Source organism: Streptomyces sp. NPDC005820, assembly GCF_040630255.1.
Taxonomy (GTDB): Bacteria; Actinomycetota; Actinomycetes; order Streptomycetales; family Streptomycetaceae; genus Streptomyces.
The window spans coordinates 162033-177065 of record NZ_JBEXXE010000010.1; the positions used below are offsets into that span (position 1 = coordinate 162033).

Genomic DNA, 15033 nt, shown 5'->3' on the forward strand with positions numbered 1-15033 from the left:
CCTTACCCCTGCGGCTCCAGGTCCTCCTCCTCGAACACCAGCAGTGTGCGGGTGCTGAGCACCTCGGGGATGGCCTGGAGCCGGGTCAGCACCACCTCGCGCAGCGCCCTGTTGTCGGGCGTGTGCACCAGCAGCAGGACATCGAAATCGCCCCCCACGAGGGCGATGTGGGAGGCGCCGGGCAGCTGTCTGAGCTGCTCGCGCACGGTCCGCCAGGTGTTCTGCACGATCTTCAGCGTGATGTACGCGCTCGTCCCCTGGCCGGCCCGCTCGTGGTTCACCCGGGCGCCGAACCCCCGGATGACGCCGTCCTCGACGAGACGGTTGATCCGCGCGTAGGCGTTGGCGCGTGAGACGTGCACCCGTTCGGCGACCGACCGTATCGAGGCCCGGCCGTCCGCCTGGAGCATCTGCAGGATGTCCCGGTCGATGGCGTCGAGCGGCCGCGCCGGCGGCGGCTCCTGCGCGCTGTCCCCGCTCTCCCCGCTCTCTGGGTACTCGGCCATTTGTTCAGGTGCCATGTCCCCCCGCCTCTCCGCCATGGACGTCCTGCGTCCATCTCAGGTTGTGGAGAACCGTTTGTCCACAGCCTGAGGGTGCCTGTAGCCAAAATGTGCCGACGACCGAACAATCGGTAGGTGAGGCGGGTCACAAGCCGACCCGCCTCCCTGAGCCGCTCCCACGAGGAGGTGCCGTCATGACGGTCATGGAGCAGCGGGGCGCGTACCGGCCGACCCCGCCGCCCGCCTGGCAGCCCCGCACCGACCCCGCGCCGCTGCTGCCCGACGCGGAGCCCTACCGCGTCCTCGGCACCGAGCAGGCCGCGAAGGCCGATCCGGAGCTGCTGCGGCGGCTGTACGCCCATCTGGTGCTGGGCCGCCGCTACAACGCGCAGGCCACCGCCCTCACCAAGCAGGGACGGCTCGCCGTCTACCCCTCCAGCACCGGCCAGGAGGCCTGCGAGGTCGCCGGCGCGCTGGCCCTGAAGGACCGCGACTGGCTGTTCCCCAGCTACCGCGACACCCTCGCGGTCGTCGCCCGCGGGGTCGACCCCGTCGAGGCGCTCACCCTGCTGCGCGGCGACTGGCACACCGGCTACGACCCGTACGAGCACCGGGTGGCCCCCCTGTGCACCCCGCTCGCCACCCAGCTCCCGCACGCCGTGGGACTCGCGCACGCCGCCCGCCTCAAGGGCGACGACGTGGTGGCGCTCGCCATGGTCGGCGACGGCGGCACCAGCGAGGGCGACTTCCACGAGGCGCTGAACTTCGCCGCCGTCTGGCAGGCCCCGGTCGTCTTCCTCGTCCAGAACAACGGCTTCGCGATCTCCGTACCGCTCGCCAAGCAGACCGCCGCCCCCTCCCTCGCCCACAAGGCCGTCGGCTACGGCATGCCGGGCCGCCTGGTCGACGGCAACGACGCCGCCGCCGTGCACGAGGTCCTCACCGACGCCGTACGGCAGGCGCGCGAGGGCGGCGGCCCCACCCTCGTCGAGGCCGTCACCTACCGCATCGACGCCCACACCAACGCCGACGACGCCACCCGCTACCGCGGCGACGCCGAGGTCGAGACCTGGCGCGAGCACGACCCGATCCTCCTGCTGGAACACGAGCTCACCGCGCGCGGGCTGCTCGACGACGACGCCCGGCAGGCCGCACAGGACGCCGCCGAGACGATGGCCGCCGACCTGCGCGCCCGGATGAACCAGGACCCGGCCCTCGACCCGATGGACCTCTTCGCCCACGTGTACGCCGAGGACACCCCGCAGCTGCGCGAACAGCGCGCCCTGCTGGAGGCCGAACTCGCGGCGGAGCAGGAAGGCGCCCACCGATGACCACCGTCGCCCTCAAGCCCGCCACCATGGCGCAGGCCCTCACGCGCGCGCTGCGCGACGCGATGGCGGCCGACCCGTCCGTGCACGTCCTGGGCGAGGACGTGGGCACCCTCGGCGGAGTCTTCCGGGTCACCGACGGGCTCGCGAAGGAGTTCGGCGAGGACCGCTGCACCGACACCCCGCTCGCCGAGGCCGGCATCCTCGGCACCGCCGTCGGCATGGCCATGTACGGACTGCGCCCGGTCGTCGAGATGCAGTTCGACGCGTTCGCCTACCCGGCGTTCGAGCAGCTGATCAGCCATGTCGCCCGGATGCGCAACCGCACCCGCGGCCGGATGCCCCTGCCGATCACGATCCGCGTCCCCTACGGCGGCGGCATCGGCGGCGTCGAGCACCACAGCGACTCCTCCGAGGCCTACTACATGGCGACCCCCGGGCTCCATGTCGTCACGCCCGCCACGGTCGCCGACGCCTACGGACTGCTGCGCGCCGCCATCGCCTCCGACGACCCGGTCGTGGTCCTCGAACCCAAGAGGCTGTACTGGTCCAAGGACACCTGGAACCCCGAGGACCCGCAGACGGTCGACCCGATCGGACGCGCCGTCGTGCGCCGCGCCGGCACCAGCGCGACTCTGATCACGTACGGCCCCTCGGTCCCGGTCTGCCTCGAAGCCGCCGAGGCGGCCCGCGCCGAGGGCTGGGACCTCGAGGTCGTCGACCTGCGCTCCCTGGTGCCCTTCGACGACGAGACGGTCGCCGCCTCGGTCCGCCGCACCGGGCGCGCGGTCGTCGTCCACGAGTCGGGCTCCTTCGGCGGTCCCGGCGGGGAGATCGCGGCCCGGGTCACCGAGCGCTGCTTCCATCACCTGGAGGCGCCGGTGCTCCGCGTCGCGGGCTTCGACATCCCGTACCCGCCGCCGATGCTGGAGCGCCACCATCTGCCTGGCGTCGACCGTGTCCTGGACGCCGTGGCACGGCTGCAGTGGGAGGCCGGGAACTGATGGCACAGGTGCTGGAGTTCAAGCTGCCCGACCTCGGTGAGGGGCTCACCGAGGCGGAGATCGTGCGCTGGCTCGTCCAGGTCGGCGACGTCGTCGCCGTGGACCAGCCGGTCGTCGAGGTCGAGACGGCCAAGGCGATGGTCGAGGTGCCCTGCCCCTACGGCGGTGTCGTCACCGCCCGCTTCGGCGAGGAGGGCACCGAACTGCCCGTCGGCGCGCCGCTGATCACCGTCGCGGTCGGTCCGCCGGCCTCCGGCGGTCCTGCGGCGGGCTCGGGGAACGTGCTGGTGGGCTACGGCACCTCGGAGGCACCGGCGCGACGCAGGCGGGTACGGCCGGAACGGCCGACGCCCGTCGCTCCCGTGCCGCCTGCCGTTCCCGTGCCGCCCGTCGCTCCGGTGCCGCCCCTTGCTCCCGCGCCGCTCACGGCGGGCGGTCGCGGGGATCTCCCGGCACCGGGCGGGCCGGGCGCCGGCGGCGGTCTGCCCGGGGGACCCGTCCCGGTGATCTCCCCGCTGGTCCGCCGGCTCGCCCGCGAGAACGGCCTGGATCTGCGCGAACTCACCGGCTCCGGCCCCGACGGGCTCATCCTGCGGGCGGATGTGGAGAACGCCCTGAGGGCGGCGGTGGCCACGCCCGAGCCCTCGCCCGCCCCGGCGGCCCCCACCCCGATCCCCGCCGCCCTCACCGGCGGCCATCGCGTCCCCCTCAAGGGCGTCCGGGGCGCCGTCGCCGACAAGCTCTCCCGCAGCCGCCGCGAGATCCCCGACGCGACCTGCTGGGTGGACGCCGACGCGACCGAGCTGATGCGGGCCCGCGCCGCGATGAACGCCGTCGGCGGCCCGAAGATCTCCCTCCTCGCGCTGCTGGCCCGTATCTGCACCGCCGCCCTGGCCCGTTTCCCGGAGCTGAACTCCGCCGTGGACCTTCAGGCGCGGGAGATCGTCCGGTTCGACCAGGTGCACCTGGGCTTCGCCGCGCAGACCGAGCGGGGGCTGGTCGTGCCCGTCGTCCGCGACGCGCACGCCCGGGACGCCGAGGGGCTCACCGCGGAGTTCGCCCGGCTCACCGACCTCGCCCGGGACGGCCGGCTCACCCCCGCCGAGCTGACCGGCGGGACCTTCACGCTGAACAACTACGGCGTGTTCGGCGTCGACGGCTCCACGCCGATCATCAACCACCCCGAGGCGGCCATGCTGGGCGTCGGCCGGATCGTCCCCAAGCCGTGGGTGCACGAGGGCGAGCTGGCCGTGCGCCAGGTCGTGCAGCTCTCGCTCACCTTCGACCACCGGGTGTGCGACGGCGGCACCGCCGGAGGCTTCCTGCGCTATGTCGCGGACTGCGTGGAACAGCCGGCGGTGCTGCTGCGCACGCTGTGATCACGCGGCTCCCCACGTTCCCTGTGATCGAGGAGGCCCGCATACTCAGGGGGTGACCTCGTTCGAGCCCTCCGGCCCCCCCGCCGGCCCTCCGTCGGCGCGGGCCGCCACCGCGTATGACGCCGTCGTGCTCGCGGGCGGCGGCGCCCGGCGGCTCGGCGGCGCCGACAAGCCGGGGGTGCGCGTGGGCGGGCGGGCGCTGCTCGACCGGGTGCTCGCCGCCTGCGCCGACGCCCGCACCACCGTCGTGGTCGCCGATCCCCGGCCCACCGCCCGGCCGGTGCGCTGGGCGCGCGAGGACCCGCCGGGCGCGGGTCCCGTGGCCGCGCTCGACGCCGGTCTGCGCCGCACCACGGCCGACGACGTCCTCGTCCTCTCCGCCGACCTGCCCTTCCTCGCGGCCGGCACCGTACGACGGCTGCTGGCCGCCCTGCGCGCGGGCACCGCCGAGGGCGCGCTGCTCACCGACGCCGACGGCCGCGACCAGCCGCTCGTCGCCGCGTACCGCACGGCCGCCCTGCGCCGCGAGCTCGCGCCGCTCGGCGCCGCCCCCGGCGGCCTCACGGGGCTGCCCCTGCGCCGGCTGACCGCCGGTCTCCACCTCACGCGCGTCCCCGACCCCGTCGCGTCCTTCGACTGCGACACCTGGGACGACATCGCCACCGCCAGGGCACGCATCAGGGAGCATGACCACGTGTTGGACGAATGGATTTCCGCAGTCAAGGACGAGCTGGGCATCGACCTGGAGGTCGACATCGGGGTGCTCCTCGATCTAGCCCGGGACGCCGCCCACGGCGTGGCCCGGCCCGCCGCACCGCTGACCACCTTCCTGGTCGGTTACGCGGCCGCCCAGGCCGAGGGAGGGCCCGAGGCCGTGGCCGAGGCCGCCCGCAAGGCCGCCGCCCTGGCGCTGCGCTGGGCGAAGGAGGCGGAAGAGGCAGCCGCAGGAGGCCAGGACGGCTCCGGCGGCTCCGGCGGCCCCGCTGCCGGCCGGCCCGGTGACGCGGCACCGGACGCCGGATGACCCGCCGCGGCATCCGTGAGGGCCGGGACACACAGGCCCCCGATGCCGAGGGCTTCGACGTGGAGGAGGTGCTCGCCCTCGTGAACGACGGCAAGGGCCCCGCACGCCCGGTCGGCGACCCCGCGCCCGGGCGGGCATCCGCCCGCCCCGAATGCGGCGACCCCGCCCACGGCCCCCACACCCCGGCTGCCGCCCACCGGGGGGCCTCCGGACCCGCTCCGGCCGACCGCCAGGGCCACCGGCACCACGCCACCCCCTGGCCCGAGGCGCGGACCGTCGCCGCCCGGGCCGCCCGGTCCCAGGCCGCGCGCCGCGCCCCCGTCTCCGTGACCCTCGGCGACGCCCTCGGGCTGGTCCTCGCCGCCCCGCTGACCGCCCTCACCGATCTGCCCTCCTTCGACACCTCCGCCATGGACGGCTGGGCTGTCGCGGGCCCCGGCCCCTGGCGGGTCCGGGACGAGGGCGTGCTGGCGGGCAGTACCGCGCCCGAGCCCCTCGCCGACGGCGAGGCCGTCGGGATCGCCACCGGCGCCCGGATCCCCCCGGACACCACGGCGGTCCTGCGCAGCGAGCACGGCCGCACCGACGCCCAGGGGCGGCTCCACCCGACCCGGGACATGAGCCACGGCCAGGACATCCGCCCCCGTGGGCAGGAGTGCCGTAGCGGCGATCATCTGCTGCCCGCCGGTGCGGTGGTGACCCCGGCCGTGCTCGGCCTCGCCGCGGCCGCCGGATACGACACCCTGTCCGCCGTGCCCCGGCCCCGGGCCGAGGTGCTCGTCCTGGGCGACGAACTGCTCACCGAGGGCCGCCCGCACGACGGTCTCATCCGGGACGCGCTCGGCCCCATGCTGCCGCCGTGGCTGCGGGCCCTGGGCACCGAGGTCGTCGCCGTGCGGCGGATCGGCGACGACGAGAAGGCTCTGCACAAGGCCGTCAGCAGGTCGTCCGCCGACTTGATCGTCACCACCGGCGGCACCGCCTCCGGCCCCGTCGACCACGTCCACCCCGTCCTGCGCCGGGTCGGCGCCGAGCTCCTCGTGGACGGCGTCCAGGTGCGTCCCGGGCACCCGATGCTGCTGGCCCGTACCAAGGACGAGCAGCACCTCGTAGGGCTGCCCGGCAACCCCCTCGCGGCCGTCTCCGGGCTCCTCACGCTCGCCGAGCCCCTGCTGCGCACCCTGTCCGCCCGGTCCGCCCCGGAGCGGTATGCGCTGCCCCTGCGGGACGAGGTGCACGGGCATCCCCATGACACCCGGCTGGTCCCGGTGGTGCTGCGCGGCGATCATGTCGTCCCGCTGCACTACAACGGCCCGGCGATGCTCCGGGGGGTCGCGGCGGCCGATGCGCTGGCCGTCGTACCGCCGGGTGGAGCGCGGGCCGGTCAGCGGACGGAACTTCTCGATCTGCCGTGGGCGACGGCCGGGGTCGCGGCCTGTTTCACGTGAAACGCCCGGCCTCGACCACGCCCTGTTTCACGTGAAACAAATCATCTGTTTCACGTGAAACACCCGCATGGCGGACCCCGTCACACCTGTTCGGGTGCCGGAACGGCCCGGCGGACCGTGATCACCCGGTCCCCCTGCTGGAGCTGGGTGAGTCGGGGATCGGCGTAGTCGAGCAGCTGCCGGCCCCGCACGACGGCCACGACCAGGTCCGCGGAGCTGCGCGGAGACTGTCCTTCCTCCCCTTCGGCGACGGGGCGTTCGAAGAGGGTCAGCCCGCTGCCGAGGGTCATCAGGTTCTCCAGGGTCTTCGCCACGGTCGGGCTGACCATCGAGACACCGAGCAGCCGTCCCGCGGACGAGGAACTGGTGACCACGGTGTTCGCGCCGGACTGCCGGAGCAGCGGCACGTTCTCGTCCTCCCGGGCGGCCACCACGATCGTGGCGCGTCGGTTGAGCTGTCGGGCCGTCAGTGTGACCAGGGCGGCCGTGTCGTCGCGTTGCGGGGCGACGATCACCCGGGAGGCGTGCTGCGTCTCCGCCCGCCGCAGCACCTCGCTGCGGGTGGCGTCCCCGGTGACGGCTACCAGCCCGTCGTCGCCGGCCGCTTCGGTGGCCTTGCGCTGGGTGTCCACGACCACGATCCGCTCCTTGGCGATCCCCTGCGCGACGAGCGTCTCCACCGCGTGCCGGCCCTTCGTGCCGTATCCGACGACCACGACATGGTCCCGGGTGCGCATCCGCCAGCGGTGGATGCGCACCTGCTGCCGGGTGCGTTCGGTGAGGACCTCCAGGGTGGTGCCGACCAGGATGATCAGGAACAGCACGCGCAGCGGGGTGATGACGAGGATGTTGACCAGCCGGGCGGTGTCGCTCACGGGGGTGATGTCGCCGTAGCCGGTGGTGGAGAGGGTGACCGTGGCGTAGTAGGCGGAGTCGAGGAGGTCCACGGAACCGTCGGAGTTGTCGTTGTAGCCCTCGTGGTCGGCGTAGACGATCAGGGTGGTCAGGGCCAGCACCAGCAGGCCCATGGCGAGGCGGCGCAGCACCTGCTGGAGCGGGGGCGCGCCGACGCTCACCGGCATGGTGATGGAGCGACCCGCCTCGGCGTCGTCGCGTGCCTCCCGGCGGGAGCGGTACCAGAGGGACCTGACGAGAGAGAGCCGCACCGGCCCGGTGGGCTGTCGTTCCTGGTCCTTCATCGCGCGCCCCCTGTGGCCGTGATCCGATCGATGGGCACCATGGTTCCCGGCGGGTCCCCACCCGTCATGAAGCAACACGGTCCCAGGGCCCGTGTCCGTTCCCGCACCGGAGGTCCCCTTGCGCGACCACATTGTCGTCGTCGGCTTCGGCACGAAGGGGAGGTCCGCGATCCGGACGGCCTGTGCCTCGGGGCTGCGCAAGGAGCAGGTCGTGGTGATCGACCCCAGCTCGAAGGCGATCGACGCGGCGACGGCCGAGGGTTACCAGGGCGTGGTCGGGGACGCCACCCGCAGTGATGTGCTGGGGCGGGCGGAGGTGCAGCGGGCCGGACGGATCGTCATCGCGACCCAGCGCGACGACACGGCCGTCCTGGTGGCGCTGACGGCCCGCCAGCTCAACCCGACGGCGAAGATCGTGGCCGCGGCGCGCGAGGAGGAGAACGCGCCGCTGCTCAAGCAGTCCGGCGCCGACGAGGTCATCACCAGCGCCGGAGCGGCCGGGCGGCTGCTGGGGCTCAGTGTGCTCAGCCCGTCGGCCGGTCTGGTGATGGAGGACCTCATACAGCAGGGCAGTGGGCTGGACCTCGTCGAACGGACCGTGACCAAGGCGGAGGCGGGCCGCGGTCCGCGCGAGACGAAGGACCTGGTGGTCAGCGTCGTCCGGGGCCACCGGGTCCTCGCCTACGACGACCCCGCCGTCGGCGTACTGGAGCTGACGGACCGGCTGATCACGATCGTCCGGGTCGACTAGAGCGGTTTCGCGCCGGGAACCGGATCACTTGCGGTTGTACAGGCGCATGGTGATCGGCCCGAAGACCAGCACGAACAGTCCGGCCCACCCCAGTGACCAGGCGATCTCGGCGACCGGCCGGTCCCCGGCCATCAGGCCCCGTACCGCCGAGGACAGATGGGTGACCGGGCTGTTGTTGACGAAGGCCTGCAGCCAGCCGGGCATGGTGTGCGGGTCGACGAACACGTTGGACAGGAAGGTGAGCGGGAAGATCACCATCATGCTGACGCCCATCACCGACTTCTCGGTGCGCAGCAGCAGCCCGAACATGGTCCAGATCCACGAGAAGGCGAACGAGAAGACGACCAGCAGGGCGATCCCCGCGATCACGCCGATGACACCGCCGTCCGGCCGGTAGCCGAGGGCGAGTCCGACGGTCAGCATCACGACGGAGGCGATGGTGTACCGCAGGGCATCGCCGAGGAGATAGCCGACCATCGTCGACGGCCGCCAGATCGGCAGTGAGCGGAACCGGTCGAAGACGCCCTTCTCGATGTCGGTGTTCACCGAGACGCCCGTGTACATCGTGATCATCACGACCGACATCACCAGGATGCCCGGCAGCAGGAACTGGATGTACTCCTGCGGGGAGCCGGCCAGCGCGCCCCCGAAGAGGTACGTGTACATCAGCACCATCATGATCGGGAACGCGGTGACGTCGAAGAGCTGCTCCGGCACGTGCTTGATCTTCAGGATCGCCCGCCAGCCGAAGGTCAGGGAGGCCGACCAGGCGCTGGGGCGCGCCGGCCGTTCGCCGGCCACGAGCAGCGCGGCCAGCGACTCGGCGCTCACCGGGGCGAGGTCGTGGGTGTCCGTGGTCGTCGCGGTGCTCATGCCGCCACCTCGTCCTTGTCGGTCTTCAGATCGGCCCCGGTGCTCGTGTCATGGCCGGTGAGGGCCAGGAACACCTCGTCCAGGCTGGGCTGGCCGAGGGAGAAGTTGTCGACGGTGATCCCGGCCCGGGCGAGTTCACCGAGGGCGCGGGAGGCCTGCTCGGCGGCCGTGTCGCCGCTCGCCGCGGCGAGCCGGGCGGTCAGCGCCACCGGATCGGGGTCCCGCTGCACCTCGGCGTCCAGGGCCAGCATCAGCACCCGCTCGGCCTCCGGCCGCTGCCCGGCGTCCCGCAGCCGCAGATGCACGGACCCCGCGCCGACGGAGGCCTTCAGCTCGCCCTTCGTGCCCTCGGCGATCACCCGCCCGTGGTCGATGACGGCGATCCGGGACGCCAACTGATCGGCCTCGTCGAGGTACTGCGTGGTCAGCAGCACGGTCGTGCCCTGCGAGACCACCGCCCGCACGATGTCCCACACCTGGTTACGGCTGCGCGGGTCCAGACCGGTGGTCGGCTCGTCCAGGAACAGCAGGTCGGGTGTGCTGAGGATGGACGCGGCGATGTCGATACGGCGCCGCATCCCGCCCGAGTAGTGCTTGACCTGCTTCCCGGCCGCGTCCGCCAGCCCGAACGCGGCCAGCAGCTGCGCGGCCCGCTCCCGCGCCGCCTTCTTGGCGTGCCCGAGCAGCCGGCCGAGCAGCACCAGGTTCTCGGTGCCGGTGAGGTCCTCGTCCACGGACGCGTACTGCCCCGTGAGACTCACCAGGCCGCGCACCTCGTCGGCCTCGCGGACCACGTCGTGGCCGAAGACATGGGCCTCGCCGCCGTCGGGCCGCAGCAGGGTCGCGAGCATCTTCACCGTGGTCGTCTTGCCGGCGCCGTTGGGGCCGAGGAGGCCGTAGACCGTGCCCGCCGGCACGGCGAGGTCGACGCCGTCCACTGCCCTGGTCCCGCCGAACGTCTTCACCAGGCCCGCGGTCTCGATGGCCAGGTCTGCGGTGTGCCGACTCATGGGGTGTCCTTCCGCGTACTCGGGCTACGCAGGGGGAGACCTTCACTGTCCGCCGAACTCATCGGTGATCGCACCCCGATTTCCCGGGGCCCGCGCGGCCGGGGCGCGGGGTAGCGTCCCCTTCATGCATGCGATCACGATTCCCGAACCTGGTGGTCCCGAGGCGCTGGTGTGGGACGAGGTCCCCGATCCCGTGCCCGCCGAGGGCGAGGTCCTGGTCGAGGTGGTGGCCGGCGCCGTCAACCGCGCCGACATCCTGCAGCGGCAGGGCTTCTACGACCCGCCGCCCGGCGCCTCCCCCTACCCCGGCCTGGAGTGCTCCGGCCGGATCGCCGCGCTCGGCCCCGGAGTCAACGGCTGGGCCGTCGGCGACGAGGTGTGTGCGCTCCTCTCGGGCGGCGGATACGCCGAGAAGGTCGCCGTCCCGGCCGGACAGCTGCTGCCCGTGCCCGAGGGCGTCGATCTCCGGCAGGCCGCCGCGCTCCCCGAGGTGACCTGCACGGTCTGGTCGAACGTGTTCATGGTCGCCCAGCTGCGCCCCGGCGAGACACTGCTCGTGCACGGCGGCTCCAGCGGCATCGGCACCATGGCGATCCAGCTGGCCAAGGCCGTCGGCGCCAAGGTCGCGGTGACCGCCGGCACCAAGGAGAAGCTGGAGCGCTGCGCCGAGCTGGGCGCGGACATCCTGATCGACTACCGCGAGCAGGACTTCGTCGCCGAGCTGAAGGCGGCCACCGGCGGCGCGGGCGCCGACGTGATCCTCGACAACATGGGCGCGAAGTACCTGGACCGCAACGTCCAGAGCCTCGCCGTCAACGGCCGGCTCGCGATCATCGGCATGCAGGGCGGTATCAAGGGCGAGCTGAACATCGCGGCCCTCCTGAACAAGCGCGCCGCGATCAGCGCGACCTCGCTGCGGGCCCGTCCGCTCGCGGAGAAGAAGGCCATCGTCGCCGCCGTACGCGAACACGTCTGGCCCCTCCTCGCGGCGGGCCACGTCCGTCCCGTCGTCGACCGGGAGCTGCCAATGAGCGACGCGGCCGCGGCCCACCGGGTCGTCGAGGACAGCGGCCATGTCGGCAAGGTGCTGCTGGTCGTGCCGTAGCACGCCCCGCTCAGGACCGCCGCAGCCGGAGCGCGGCGAGGCCGAGGCCCAGCCCGAGCCCGATCAGGACCAGTCCGCTGCCCAGCGGCAGGATCCGCAGCACGGGCCCCTCGGCCCGCTCCCCCGGCGCGGCGGCGGGCCGCACACCGTCCTGCGGCGCGGAGGCCTCCGGCGCGACGGCGGCCTCCGGCGGCGACTCGGCCCCGGCATCGGCGTCCGGGTCGCCGCCTTCGGGCCGGTCCTGCGGGTCGCCGGAGCCCTCGGTGGCACCGGTGCCGTCCTCGCCATCACCGCCGTCACCGCCGTCACCGGCCTCCTGGCCCATGCCGTCCTCGTCCTGCGCCGCGCTCTTCTCCTCGTCCGGCCGCCCGGGCCGCGCCCGCCCCTCACCGGCCCGGCTCCCGGCCCGGTCGGGTTCGGGGGAGGAGGAAGCGGAGGGGCCGGAGGAAGCGGAGGGGGAGGCGACCGCCGCAGGGCCCCTGCCGTGCGCCGGGCCACGGTCGTCCGTCGCCCGCCGGCCGTACGGGCCGCTCCCGTCGCGCGTCGAGACACCGCCGTACGTCGAAACGGCCCCGTACGTCGAAACGGCCCCGTACGTCGAAACGGCCCCGTACGTCGAAACGGCCCCGTACGTCGAAACGGCCCCGTACGACGAAACGGCCCCGTACGACGAAACGGCCCCGTACGACGAAACGGCCCCGTACGACGAAACGCTCTCGTACGTCGAAACGGCCCCGTACGTCGAGACGGCCGCGTACGACGACACGGCACCGTACGACGACACGGCACCGTACGACGACACGGCACCGTACGGCAGCATGAGCACCCCCACCGCGCACAACCCCCGCCGCAATCGAGTCACGCCCCTCAGACTCACACTCCCCTCAAATACCCGCATATCGGACTACACCGAACGCGTGTCGTGCGGAAACGGTGGATCTTCCTCCAAGGGGGGCACCACGGTGATGAGGTGTAGGGGTGCGAGAGAATGGCGGCATGGAGATGCCGAGGAACGATAGGTCGCCGGAGACCGCCCAGAAGATCCTGGTCGTGGGCCAGGACGGTATGGCACTCGGTGGCGTCGACGCCGACGAGGACTCCCGAGAGATCCCGGTGACGGAGCAGGTCGAGCAGCCGGCGAAGGTCATGCGGATCGGCAGCATGATCAAGCAGTTGCTGGAGGAGGTGCGCGCGGCTCCCCTGGACGAGGCGAGCCGGGCCCGGCTGAAGGAGATCCACGCCAGTTCGGTGAAGGAACTCGAGGACGGGCTGGCGCCGGAGCTGGTCGAGGAGCTGGAGCGGCTGTCCCTGCCGTTCAACGAGGACTCCACCCCCAGCGACGCGGAACTGCGGATCGCGCAGGCCCAGTTGGTGGGCTGGCTGGAGGGCCTCTTCCACGGCATCCAGACCACCCTGTTCGCCCAGCAGATGGCCGCACGCGCGCAGTTGGAGCAGATGCGCCGGGCGCTGCCGCCGGGGGTGGGCGGTCACGAGGGAGTCGACGACCCCCGCACGGGCGGCCGTTCGGGCGGCCCGTACCTCTAGGAGCAGCCCTCTAGGAGCAGCGAACTTTCACAGCCGTAGACGACACAGGGCCCGGCACGAAGCCGGGCCCTCTCTCATGCCATGTCAGGACGCCGGATTGCCCGTCGACACGCTCAGCTCGATCTCCGGCACGTCCGACGGGTCGACGTCCGTCCCGGCGGACGGGAACTGGTCCATCACCGCGCCGTCGCCGTACGTGTTCTCGTCCACGTACTTGATCTTCATCTTCCAGCCGGCGGCCTGGAAGCAGGCCTTGACCGACTGGATGTACTTGAACTTGAAGTCCGGCACCCGGACCTTGTCGGGGTCGTTGTACGACTCCTCCGGCTCGGAGCACTCGGTCGACTCGATCGTCTTGGAGGTGTCCGGGCCGCGGTAGTCCGCCGCCTTCGTCGCCGAGGGGGAGGCGCTGGAGCCGCCGCTGCCGCCCTCGTCGTCGCCGCTGCCGTTGGCGAGGCTCAGCAGGAACGAGCCCACCACCACCACCGCGACCAGGGCCGAACCGATCACCACCGGCTTGTTGCCCCTGCCGCCGCCCGGGGGCACCGGGGCCGGCTGCGGGGCGAGGTGGTACGCCGGTGGCGTGGGCGGTCCCTGCTGGTGGCCGTAGGCCGGGGCGGGCGTCTGGTAGCCGGGCTGCTGCGGGTACCCGTAGGACGCGGACGGCGGGGTCGGGGCGCCGTACGGGTTGGGGGTCGGCGCCGGCTGGTACGGCGTCTGCACGCTGCCCAGGGGCGGCTGCGGCGTGTTCTGCCCGACCGGCGGGAACACCGCGGAGCCCACGCCCGAACCGCTCTGCGCCGGGGTGCCCGGGACGATGCTCGGCGCGGCCGGCTGGAGGGAGGCGGCGATGCGCAGGCACTCGTCGCGCATGGCGACGGCGCTCGGGAAACGTTCGTTCGGGTTCTTCTTCAGCGCGCGGGCGACCAGCGCGTCCACGGCCGGCGGCAGCGCGCGGTTGATCGAGGAGGGCGCCACCGGCTCCTCCTGCACATGCGCGTACGCGATCGCCAGCGGCGAGTCCGCGTCGAACGGCAGTCGCCCGGTGACCAGCTGGAACAGCATGATGCCGACCGAGTACAGGTCGGAGCGGGCGTCCACGCCACGGCCCAGGGCCTGTTCGGGCGAGAGGTACTGGGGGGTGCCGACGACCATGCCGGTCTGCGTCATCGACGTCACCCCGGACTGCATCGCGCGCGCGATGCCGAAGTCCATCACCTTGACGACGCCGCGCTTGGTCATCATCACGTTGCCCGGCTTGATGTCGCGGTGGACCAGCCCCATCTCGTGGCTGATCTCCAGCGCCGCCAGGACGTCCGCGGTGATCTTCAGCGCCTTGTCGGCGGGCATCGCGCCCTGCTGCCGTACGTCCTCGTCGAGCACGGAGCCGAGCGGACGGCCCTCGACGTACTCCATGACGATGTACGGCGTCGTCAGGCCGCCCATCTCGTCCTCGCCGGTGTCGAACACCGAGACGATGTTGGTGTGGGTGAGCTTGGCCACTGCCTGGGCCTCGCGGCGGAAACGCTCACGGAATGCCTGCTCACGGCCGAGTTCGGTGTGGAGCGTCTTGACCGCGACCTGACGGTCGAGGACCGAGTCGTAGGCGAGGTGCACCGAGGCCATGCCGCCCTGGCCGAGCAGATCGCGCAGCTGATACCGGCCATTGGCCAGCGCCCGCCCCGCGTGCGCGCCCTGTGCGCCGTCCTGGCTCATGTTCCGCGTCCCCCGTAGGCCCGTGCGGCGCCGTCGTCCGCCGCCGGGCGTCTCTCTGCCGTTGACTGCCATTGATCGAAAGTGCTATTCCCGGCCAAGTCTGCCGTAGGGCACTGACACGTCAAGCTCGGTGCCCGTTCCGTGACCC

Annotated in this window: 13 protein-coding genes and 1 pseudogene; 8 read left to right on the forward strand and 6 right to left on the reverse strand. The window is 72.9% G+C overall.

Annotation, left to right across the window (positions count from 1 at the left end; genetic code table 11):
• Positions 1–2: 2 nt before the first annotated feature.
• Positions 3–506, reverse strand: coding sequence for an Lrp/AsnC family transcriptional regulator (locus ABZ464_RS14700; RefSeq protein WP_359276200.1), 504 nt, complete (start codon positions 504–506; stop codon positions 3–5).
• A 191-nt stretch (positions 507–697) separates the two neighbouring features.
• Between ABZ464_RS14700 and pdhA the strand changes: the two genes are divergently transcribed.
• From pdhA to ABZ464_RS14725, 5 genes are read left to right on the forward strand one after another with little or no spacing between them, the layout of a single operon-like run.
• Positions 698–1834 (forward strand): pyruvate dehydrogenase (acetyl-transferring) E1 component subunit alpha, encoded by a 1137-nt coding sequence (gene pdhA, locus ABZ464_RS14705; RefSeq protein WP_359275953.1) that lies wholly within the window; start codon positions 698–700, stop codon positions 1832–1834.
• Entirely contained in the window at positions 1831–2835 is a 1005-nt protein-coding gene (locus ABZ464_RS14710; RefSeq protein ID WP_359275956.1) for an alpha-ketoacid dehydrogenase subunit beta, read from the forward strand. The genes pdhA and ABZ464_RS14710 overlap by 4 nt, the downstream gene beginning before the upstream one ends.
• Positions 2835–4214, forward strand: coding sequence for a dihydrolipoamide acetyltransferase family protein (locus ABZ464_RS14715; protein ID WP_359275959.1), 1380 nt, complete (start codon positions 2835–2837; stop codon positions 4212–4214). The genes ABZ464_RS14710 and ABZ464_RS14715 overlap by 1 nt, the downstream gene beginning before the upstream one ends.
• Before the next feature lie 52 nt (positions 4215–4266).
• Positions 4267–5238 carry an NTP transferase domain-containing protein gene (locus ABZ464_RS14720; protein ID WP_359275962.1) on the forward strand — a complete coding sequence of 324 codons (972 nt, stop codon included), beginning with the start codon at positions 4267–4269 and terminating at the stop codon, positions 5236–5238.
• On the forward strand, positions 5235–6686 hold the full coding sequence (locus tag ABZ464_RS14725; protein ID WP_359275965.1) for a molybdopterin molybdotransferase MoeA: 1452 nt from the start codon (positions 5235–5237) through the stop codon (positions 6684–6686). The genes ABZ464_RS14720 and ABZ464_RS14725 overlap by 4 nt, the downstream gene beginning before the upstream one ends.
• An 80-nt stretch (positions 6687–6766) precedes the next feature.
• On the opposite strand, the gene ABZ464_RS14730 is transcribed toward ABZ464_RS14725, so the two are convergent.
• Positions 6767–7885, reverse strand: a complete 1119-nt coding sequence (locus ABZ464_RS14730; protein WP_359275968.1) for an NAD-binding protein — start codon at positions 7883–7885, stop codon at positions 6767–6769.
• 118 nt (positions 7886–8003) lie between these two features.
• Between ABZ464_RS14730 and ABZ464_RS14735 the strand changes: the two are divergent.
• A pseudogene (locus ABZ464_RS14735) lies at positions 8004–8636 on the forward strand (NAD(P)-binding protein); the annotation flags it as partial.
• A gap of 24 nt (positions 8637–8660) precedes the next feature.
• Here the strand turns inward: ABZ464_RS14735 and ABZ464_RS14740 are convergent.
• Positions 8661–9509: an ABC transporter permease gene (locus tag ABZ464_RS14740; protein WP_359275971.1), complete on the reverse strand. Its 849-nt coding sequence runs from the start codon at positions 9507–9509 to the stop codon at positions 8661–8663.
• Positions 9506–10519, reverse strand: a complete 1014-nt coding sequence (locus ABZ464_RS14745; protein ID WP_359275973.1) for an ATP-binding cassette domain-containing protein — start codon at positions 10517–10519, stop codon at positions 9506–9508. Before ABZ464_RS14745 ends, ABZ464_RS14740 begins: the two co-directional genes overlap by 4 nt.
• A gap of 124 nt (positions 10520–10643) precedes the next feature.
• Between ABZ464_RS14745 and ABZ464_RS14750 the strand changes: the two genes are divergently transcribed.
• Positions 10644–11624: an NAD(P)H-quinone oxidoreductase gene (locus ABZ464_RS14750; protein ID WP_359275976.1), complete on the forward strand. Its 981-nt coding sequence runs from the start codon at positions 10644–10646 to the stop codon at positions 11622–11624.
• A 10-nt stretch (positions 11625–11634) separates the two neighbouring features.
• Here ABZ464_RS14750 and ABZ464_RS14755 read toward each other — a convergent pair whose 3' ends face one another.
• A complete protein-coding gene (locus ABZ464_RS14755; RefSeq protein WP_359275978.1) occupies positions 11635–12486 on the reverse strand; it encodes a hypothetical protein in 852 nt (283 codons plus the stop codon).
• Between the two features lie 134 nt (positions 12487–12620).
• On the opposite strand from ABZ464_RS14755, the gene ABZ464_RS14760 reads away from it, so the two are divergent.
• Complete coding sequence (locus ABZ464_RS14760) at positions 12621–13169, forward strand: bacterial proteasome activator family protein (protein ID WP_359275981.1); 549 nt, start codon at positions 12621–12623, stop codon at positions 13167–13169.
• 84 nt (positions 13170–13253) lie between these two features.
• Here ABZ464_RS14760 and ABZ464_RS14765 read toward each other — a convergent pair whose 3' ends face one another.
• Positions 13254–14885, reverse strand: a complete 1632-nt coding sequence (locus tag ABZ464_RS14765) for a protein kinase (RefSeq protein WP_359275984.1) — start codon at positions 14883–14885, stop codon at positions 13254–13256.
• Positions 14886–15033: the final 148 nt, after the last annotated feature.